Genomic DNA, 6,439 nt, shown 5'->3' with positions numbered 1-6,439 from the left:
GGCGGCTCCGCCGGGCTCGGTGAAGCCGCCCTCCTGCGGCGGGAACGGATCGAGACCGGCGCCCAGCATGGCATCCCGGTAGCCGCGGTACCGGGCGCGCCCGACCTCGGTGTCCAGACGCCCGCAGACCGCGGCCACACGCCTCCGGCCGCGCGAGACCAGGTACTCGGTCGCCTCGCGCGCCCCGCCGACGTTGTCGACGTCCACGTACCACCGGGGAGCCGGACCGACCGGGCGTCCGCCGAACACGACCGGCATGTGCGCCTCCTCGGCCGCGCGGGTCAGGGGATCGTCCTCGCGCAGCGCCATGAGCATCACGCCGTCCGCGCCCCTGGACCGCAGGAGTTCCCCGACCCGCTTGCGGCCCCGGTCGGAAGCGGCCAGGCACAGCATCAGATGCAGGTCGGCCTCCTCCAGAGCGGCCGACGCCCCCACGATCACCTGGGCGAAGAACGGATCCGCGAAGATCGACGGATCCTCGCCCGAGACGACCAGGGCGGCCGCTCCGGTCTGCCGGGTGGCCAGCGCCCGGGCGGTGGGATGGGGAACGTAACCGAGTTGCCGGACGGCCCGTTCGACCGCCTCACGCTTGGCGCGGCTGACGTGCGGAGCGTTGTTGAGGGCGCGGGAGGCCACGGAGCGGGAGACACCGGCGCGTTCGGCCACCTCGTCGAGCGTCGGCTGTCGCCGCGGCGCATCTTCTGCCATGACCCGTGAGTTTTTCACAGGCGGGGAGCGCCCAGCGGCGTCGATGTCCTTGGAAGCGCTTCCAGTTGCATCGCGGAGAGCCCCCACCGAGCACGTCGCTCCCACCCAATTCCGTTACTGGCATTGACAGTCCAGCCCGTCGGTCACACGATTGGGACCGCTTCCAGTGGGAGCGCTCCCATCCTTGCGGATCCCGACCAGGAAACCGAGGTACCGTCATGCACCGCAGACTCCGCGTCCTGGTGGCAGCGCTCAGCGCTCTGCCGCTGGCGTTCGCCGCCGCGCCGTCCGCCCACGCGGCCGACCCGACCACCATGACCAGTGGCTTCTACGTCGACCCCGACTCCAGCGCGAAGCGGTGGGTGGCCGCCAACCCCGGTGACGGACGGGCCGCGGCGATCAACGCCTCCCTCGCCAACACCCCGATGGCCCGCTGGTTCGGCTCCTGGAGCGGCACCATCGGCACCGCCACGGGTGCCTACGTCGGGGCGGCGGACCAGCGGGACAAGCTGCCCATCCTGGTCGCCTACAACATCTACAACCGCGACTACTGCGGCGGGCACTCCGCCGGCGGAGCCTCCTCGCCGTCCGCCTACGCCGGCTGGATCTCCCAGTTCGCCGGCGGGATCGCGAGCCGCCCGGCCGTCGTCGTCCTCGAACCGGACTCCCTCGGGGACTACGGCTGCATGACCCAGGCGCAGATCGACGAACGCGAGGCCATGCTCACCGGCGCCCTCGCCGAGTTCAACCGCCAGGCCCCCAACACCTGGGTCTACCTGGACGCCGGCAACCCGGGCTGGGCCGACGCGGCGACCATGGCCCGGCGCCTCCACGAAGCCGGCCTCCGGCAGGCTCACGGGTTCTCGCTGAACATCTCCAACTACTTCACCACCGCCGAGAACACCGCCTACGGCAACGCCGTCAACCGGGAGCTGAGCGCCCGCTACGGCTACACCAAGCCGTTCGTCGTGGACACCAGCCGCAACGGCAACGGCTCCAACGGCCAGTGGTGCAACCCCGCGGGCCGCCGCATCGGCACCCCCACCCGGACGGGCGGAGGCGCCGAGATGCTCCTGTGGATCAAGGCCCCGGGCGAGTCGGACGGCAACTGCGGCGTCGGAGCCGGCTCCACGGCCGGACAGTTCCTCCCCGAGGTCGCCTACAAGATGATCTACGGCTACTGACCCGACGCTCCCGCCGCCCGTACCGGCGATCGGCAGCCCGCTCGGGCGGCGGGCGTCTGCCCCGAACACCTCGTCGACCAGGAAGCAGTCATGGAACCACGCAGACCGCGGCGCCGCGCCGCCGCCGCCGTCGCCGCGGCCCTCACCGCCTTTGCCGCTCTCACCGCGACACAGGCGCAGGCCGCCCCCACGCGGAACACGCTCACGCCGGCCACGAGGTTCTACGTGGATCCGCACGGCAAGGCCGCGCGGCAGGCCCTCGTGGACTTCCGGAACGGCGACATCGACAACGGCGTGAACATGGCCCGGCTCGCGAGCTGGCCGCAGGCCGAGTGGTTCACCGAGGGCACGCCCGACGAGGTGCGCGCGAAGGTGGGCACGCTCGTCCGCCGGGCCCGGGCCGTGGGCCGGACGCCCGTCCTGGTCGCCTACAACGTCCCGGGCCGGGACTGCACGCAGTACTCCAGCGGCGGAGCAGCGTCCTCCGCCGCCTACCGGCAGTGGATCGACGCCTTCGCCGCCGGCATCGGCACCGGCGAGGCGGTGGTCGTCGTCGAACCCGACGGCACGGCCCTCCTCCCCGAGGACTGCGGACCCGCCGCGGACCCGACCGGCGCACTCACGGACGCCCGGATCGCCGACCTCGCCTACGCCGTGAAGACTCTGAAGGCCAAGCCGCGTACCACCGTCTACCTGGACGCGGGGAACGTCCAGTGGCGCCCGGTCGGCGAGATGGCACAGCGGCTGCTGGACGCCGGGGTCCGGTACGGCGACGGCTTCGCCCTGAACGTGTCCAACACCCACCCCACCGACCACAACGCCAGGTACGGCACCTGGATCGCGAAGTGCATGTGGTTCGCCACCGAGGGCCCCGAGGAGGCCCGCGGTCACGCCGAGCGGTGCGCCGACCAGTACTACTCGTCCGCCGCTCCCAACGACGGCGCTCCCGGCAACGCCGTCTCGGCCGCCGACCCCAGCACCTGGCGGTGGACCGACGCCTGGTTCGACCAGAACACGGGCACCCCACCGGCCGACGAGCTGCGCCACTTCGTGATCGACACCAGCCGCAACGGTCTGGGCGCCTGGACCCCGGAGCCCGGCAAGTACACCGGGGACCCGGAGGCCTGGTGCAACGCCCCCGGCCGCGGCCTCGGCCCGCGCCCCACCGCCGACACCGGCGTGCCTCTCGTCGACGCCTTTCTGTGGATCAAGGTCCCCGGTGAGTCCGACGACAGCTGCACGCGCAACACCGGCGGCACGATCGACCCCGAGTACGGCATCGTCGACCCGCCCGCCGGCGCATGGTGGCCGGACCAGGCCCACACCCTCGCCCGCAATGGGGCACCGCGCCTGACGTTCAACCGGTGAGTCCGGCCGGGGATCCGGTACGCGGGTCGTCCAGCCAGGGGCAGTGGCCGGCGCGGTCCGGCCACGCGCCCCCCGGTCACGCGCGGCCGGACGCGGTCACCCGCGGGGATGGGGCGGCGGTGGCGGCGTGGGGTGGGGAGCAGGTGTGCCGTCGCGGCGGCGGTGACCTGCGGCGGTGTGCGGCGGGCCCCGCCCTTCGGCCGTCCGGTCGTCGCCGACCTGCACGCGCCGAGTTGCGCCGGGTCCGAGTCGGTCATGGCCGGCGTGTCCACCGGGGGCCGGCGGCCACGGCCGGGGAAGGCTGCCTCAGCCGGCCGACGGGCGGCGGGTGGTCCAGGGGTGTGCCAGTTCGAGGATGCGGGACGCCTGGAGCAGGAGGTCCTCCCGCCAGGGTGCGGCGACGAGCTGGACGCCGACGGGCAGGCCGGTGGCCTCGTCGTGGTGGACGGGGACGGAGACCGCCGGCTGGCCGGTCACGTTGAACACCGAGGTGAACACCCCCATCGGGTAGCTGTTCACCAGTGCCCTCAGCGGATCGTCGTCGGTCCCCGCCCGCCAGGCACCGACGAGCGGCGGGAGGCAGGCCATCGTCGGCGTGACGAGGAGGTCGAAGCCGGCGAGGAAGCCTTCGACGATACGTCGCGACAACTCCTGGGTCCTGCGCAGCCCTTCCGCGTACGCCCACGAGTCGATCGCCCGTGCCGCGTCGCGCAGGGCGCGGTTGTGCGGCTCGATCCGGTCCGGCTCCGCGAGCGGGACGCCGGCGCCGCCGACGTTCCACAGGGTCGTGAACGCGGCGACCAGTTCGTCGGCCGGCGGCAGCGGGAACAGGGTGTCCACGAGGTGCCCGCCGGTCGACTCGAACGCCCGGAGAGCGGTGTCGACGGCCGCGACGCACGCCGGGTGGACGGGTATCCCGTCGATCGGGGAGTCGATGAGCGCACCGATCCGCAGCCCGGCCGGCAGCTCCGTCTCCAGCGCCGCGGCGAAGGACGTACGCGGCGTCGGGGGCGACCACCACGCGCCCGGATCGTGGCGCGCCAGCACGTCGAGGGCCGCCGCGGTGTCCGCCACCGAGCGGGTCAGCACGCCGCCGGTGCCGAGCCCCTCGACCTCCACGACAGCGTTGGTGACCAGGCCGCGGGTGGGTTTGAGGCCGACGAGGCCGGTGCACGACGCCGGGATCCGTATCGACCCGCCGCCGTCCTCGGCGTGCGCGAGGGGCGCCATCCCGGCGGCGACGGCGACACCTGCTCCGCTGGAGGAACCGCCCGGCGTGCGGTCCGGGTCCCACGGGTTGCGCGAGACGCCCAGGGCGTCGCTCTCGGTGAAGGGCAGGCTGCCGAACTCGGAGGTGGTGGTCTTGCCGAGCAGGACGAAACCCGCGTCCACGAACCGCCGTACCACCGGGTCCGATGCCGCGGCCGGTGCCCGCCCGGCACCGGCCGACCCATGGGTGGTGGGCCACCCGGCGACGTCGACGAGGTCCTTGACCGGCAGCGGGACGCCGTGGAACGGCGGGAGGTCCTCGGGGGACTTGGCCCGTGCCACGGCGTCGGCCGCGGCGGACGCGGCCTTGCGGACGTCGTCGTCGGCCCGGTGGCAGAAGGCGTTCAGGCGGGGGTCCAGCTCGTCCATCCGCGCCAGGTAGCAGTCGGCCACCTCCACCGGACTCACCTCCTTCCGGCGGATGGCCGCGGCGAGTTCGACGGCCGGCGTGAACGGGTCGATCGGTGCGTGCGTCACAGACGGTCCTTTCCGGTACGGGACTGGCAGGAGCCGTCAGTCTCGGCGCGCCCGTGCCGTCGCGTCTTGTACGAATGTCCCGTAGCTTGACGGCATGCGATCCGCCGAACAGAGCCGTGACGCCGCGTCGGTGTGGGACATCGCCACCCCGTCGCGGCGCGGCCGGCTGCCGGGCGTCAGCATGGCCGGGTTCCGGGCCCGTACGACCGGCCTCGTCGACCTCGGCGTGGTCCCGTACCCGGCTGTCACGGTGGCCGTCGACCTCGGCGAGGGGACGCTCACCGTCGCCGACGCCGACGGCCGGCGGCGCAGCGGCGGTGTCGTCGTGGGGCTCGGGTCCGTCGGGGTTCGAGGGCGCGGCCGGGACATCGCGTGTCTGCAGGTGCGGCTGTCGCCGCCGGTCGCGCACGCGTTGCTGGGCGCCTGCGCGGAGCCGGGGGCCGCGGTGGTCTCGCTGGAGGACCTGTGGGGCCGCGACGCCGCGCGCGTCCAGGAGCGACTGCGCGCGGCCGGGTCGTGGGAGGAACGGTTCGCGAGGGCGGAGGCCGCGCTCGTCCGGCGATACGAGGCGGGACGGGCCGTCGAGCCCGAGGTGGCCTTCGTCTGGGGGCGGATGGTGGCGAGCCGCGGAGGGGTGCGGGTCGAGCGGCTGGCGGCCGAGGTCGGCTGGAGCCGCAAGCGTCTGTGGTCCCGGTTCCGGGCCCGGATCGGGCTCACCCCGAAGCGCGCCGCCCAGCTGGTCCGTTTCGACCACGCGGCCCACCGCCTGGCGGCCGGTCACAGCGCCGCTCGGGTGGCGGCGGAGACCGGGTACGCCGACCAGTCCCATCTGCACCGGGAGGTCATGGCCTTCACGGGGGCGACGCCCACGGCGGTCGGCGGCGCGCCCTGGCTCGCGGTCGACGACGTCGCGTGGGCCGCCGCCGCGTACCTGTCGGACGACGGAACCCGGACCGCGCCGGCGTGAAGCGGCGGCCTCCCGCACCGAGCCGTGTGACCCGGCAGCCACCCGCACCGCGTCGTGCGGCCCGGCGATCTCCCGGGGCGAGCCGGTCTCACACGGCAGCCACCCGCACCAAGTCGGAGTGACCCGGAAGCCACCCAGACCGCGTCGGTCTCACACGGCAGCCACCCGCACCAAGTCGGAGTGACCCGGAAGCCACCCAGACCGCGTCGGTCTCACACGGCGGCCACCCGCACCGAGCCGTGTGACCCGGCAGCCACCCGCACCGCGTCGTGCGGCCCGGCGACTTCCCGGGGCGAGCCGGTCTCACACGACAGCCACCCGCACCAAGTCGTGTGACCCGGCAGCCACCCGCACCGCGTCGTGCGGCCCGGCGATCTCCCGGGGCGAGTCGGCCTCACACGACAGCCACCCGCACCAAGTCGGAGTGACCCGGAAGCCACCCGCACCAAGCCGGTGTGACCCGGCA

At 74.0% G+C, this 6,439-nt stretch carries 5 protein-coding genes; 3 read left to right on the top strand and 2 right to left on the bottom strand.

From position 1 onward, the window contains the following. On the bottom strand, positions 1-708 hold a 708-nt coding region (locus CCN44_RS20045), incomplete at its 3' end, for a LacI family DNA-binding transcriptional regulator (RefSeq protein ID WP_167404009.1). Between the two features lie 218 nt (positions 709-926). Here CCN44_RS20045 and CCN44_RS20040 point away from each other — a divergent pair. Both CCN44_RS20040 and CCN44_RS20035 read left to right on the top strand, forming a co-directional pair. Then, a complete protein-coding gene (locus CCN44_RS20040) occupies positions 927-1,892 on the top strand; it encodes a glycoside hydrolase family 6 protein (RefSeq protein WP_059254014.1) in 966 nt (321 codons plus the stop codon). 90 nt (positions 1,893-1,982) lie between these two features. Continuing rightward, a complete protein-coding gene (locus tag CCN44_RS20035; protein ID WP_086698469.1) occupies positions 1,983-3,260 on the top strand; it encodes a glycoside hydrolase family 6 protein in 1,278 nt (425 codons plus the stop codon). A gap of 306 nt (positions 3,261-3,566) precedes the next feature. Here the strand turns inward: CCN44_RS20035 and CCN44_RS20030 are convergent, their stop codons facing one another. Further along, a complete protein-coding gene (locus CCN44_RS20030; protein WP_079081226.1) occupies positions 3,567-5,006 on the bottom strand; it encodes an amidase in 1,440 nt (479 codons plus the stop codon). 94 nt (positions 5,007-5,100) lie between these two features. Between CCN44_RS20030 and CCN44_RS20025 the strand changes: the two genes are divergently transcribed. Next, complete coding sequence (locus CCN44_RS20025; protein WP_208639802.1) at positions 5,101-5,973, top strand: helix-turn-helix domain-containing protein; 873 nt, start codon at positions 5,101-5,103, stop codon at positions 5,971-5,973. Positions 5,974-6,439: the final 466 nt, after the last annotated feature.

This window comes from Streptomyces tricolor, from assembly GCF_002155905.1.
Lineage (GTDB): Bacteria > Actinomycetota > Actinomycetes > Streptomycetales > Streptomycetaceae > Streptomyces > Streptomyces tricolor.
Note: the sequence above shows the minus strand (reverse complement) of the source record. Positions and strands in the feature narration are given on the sequence as shown.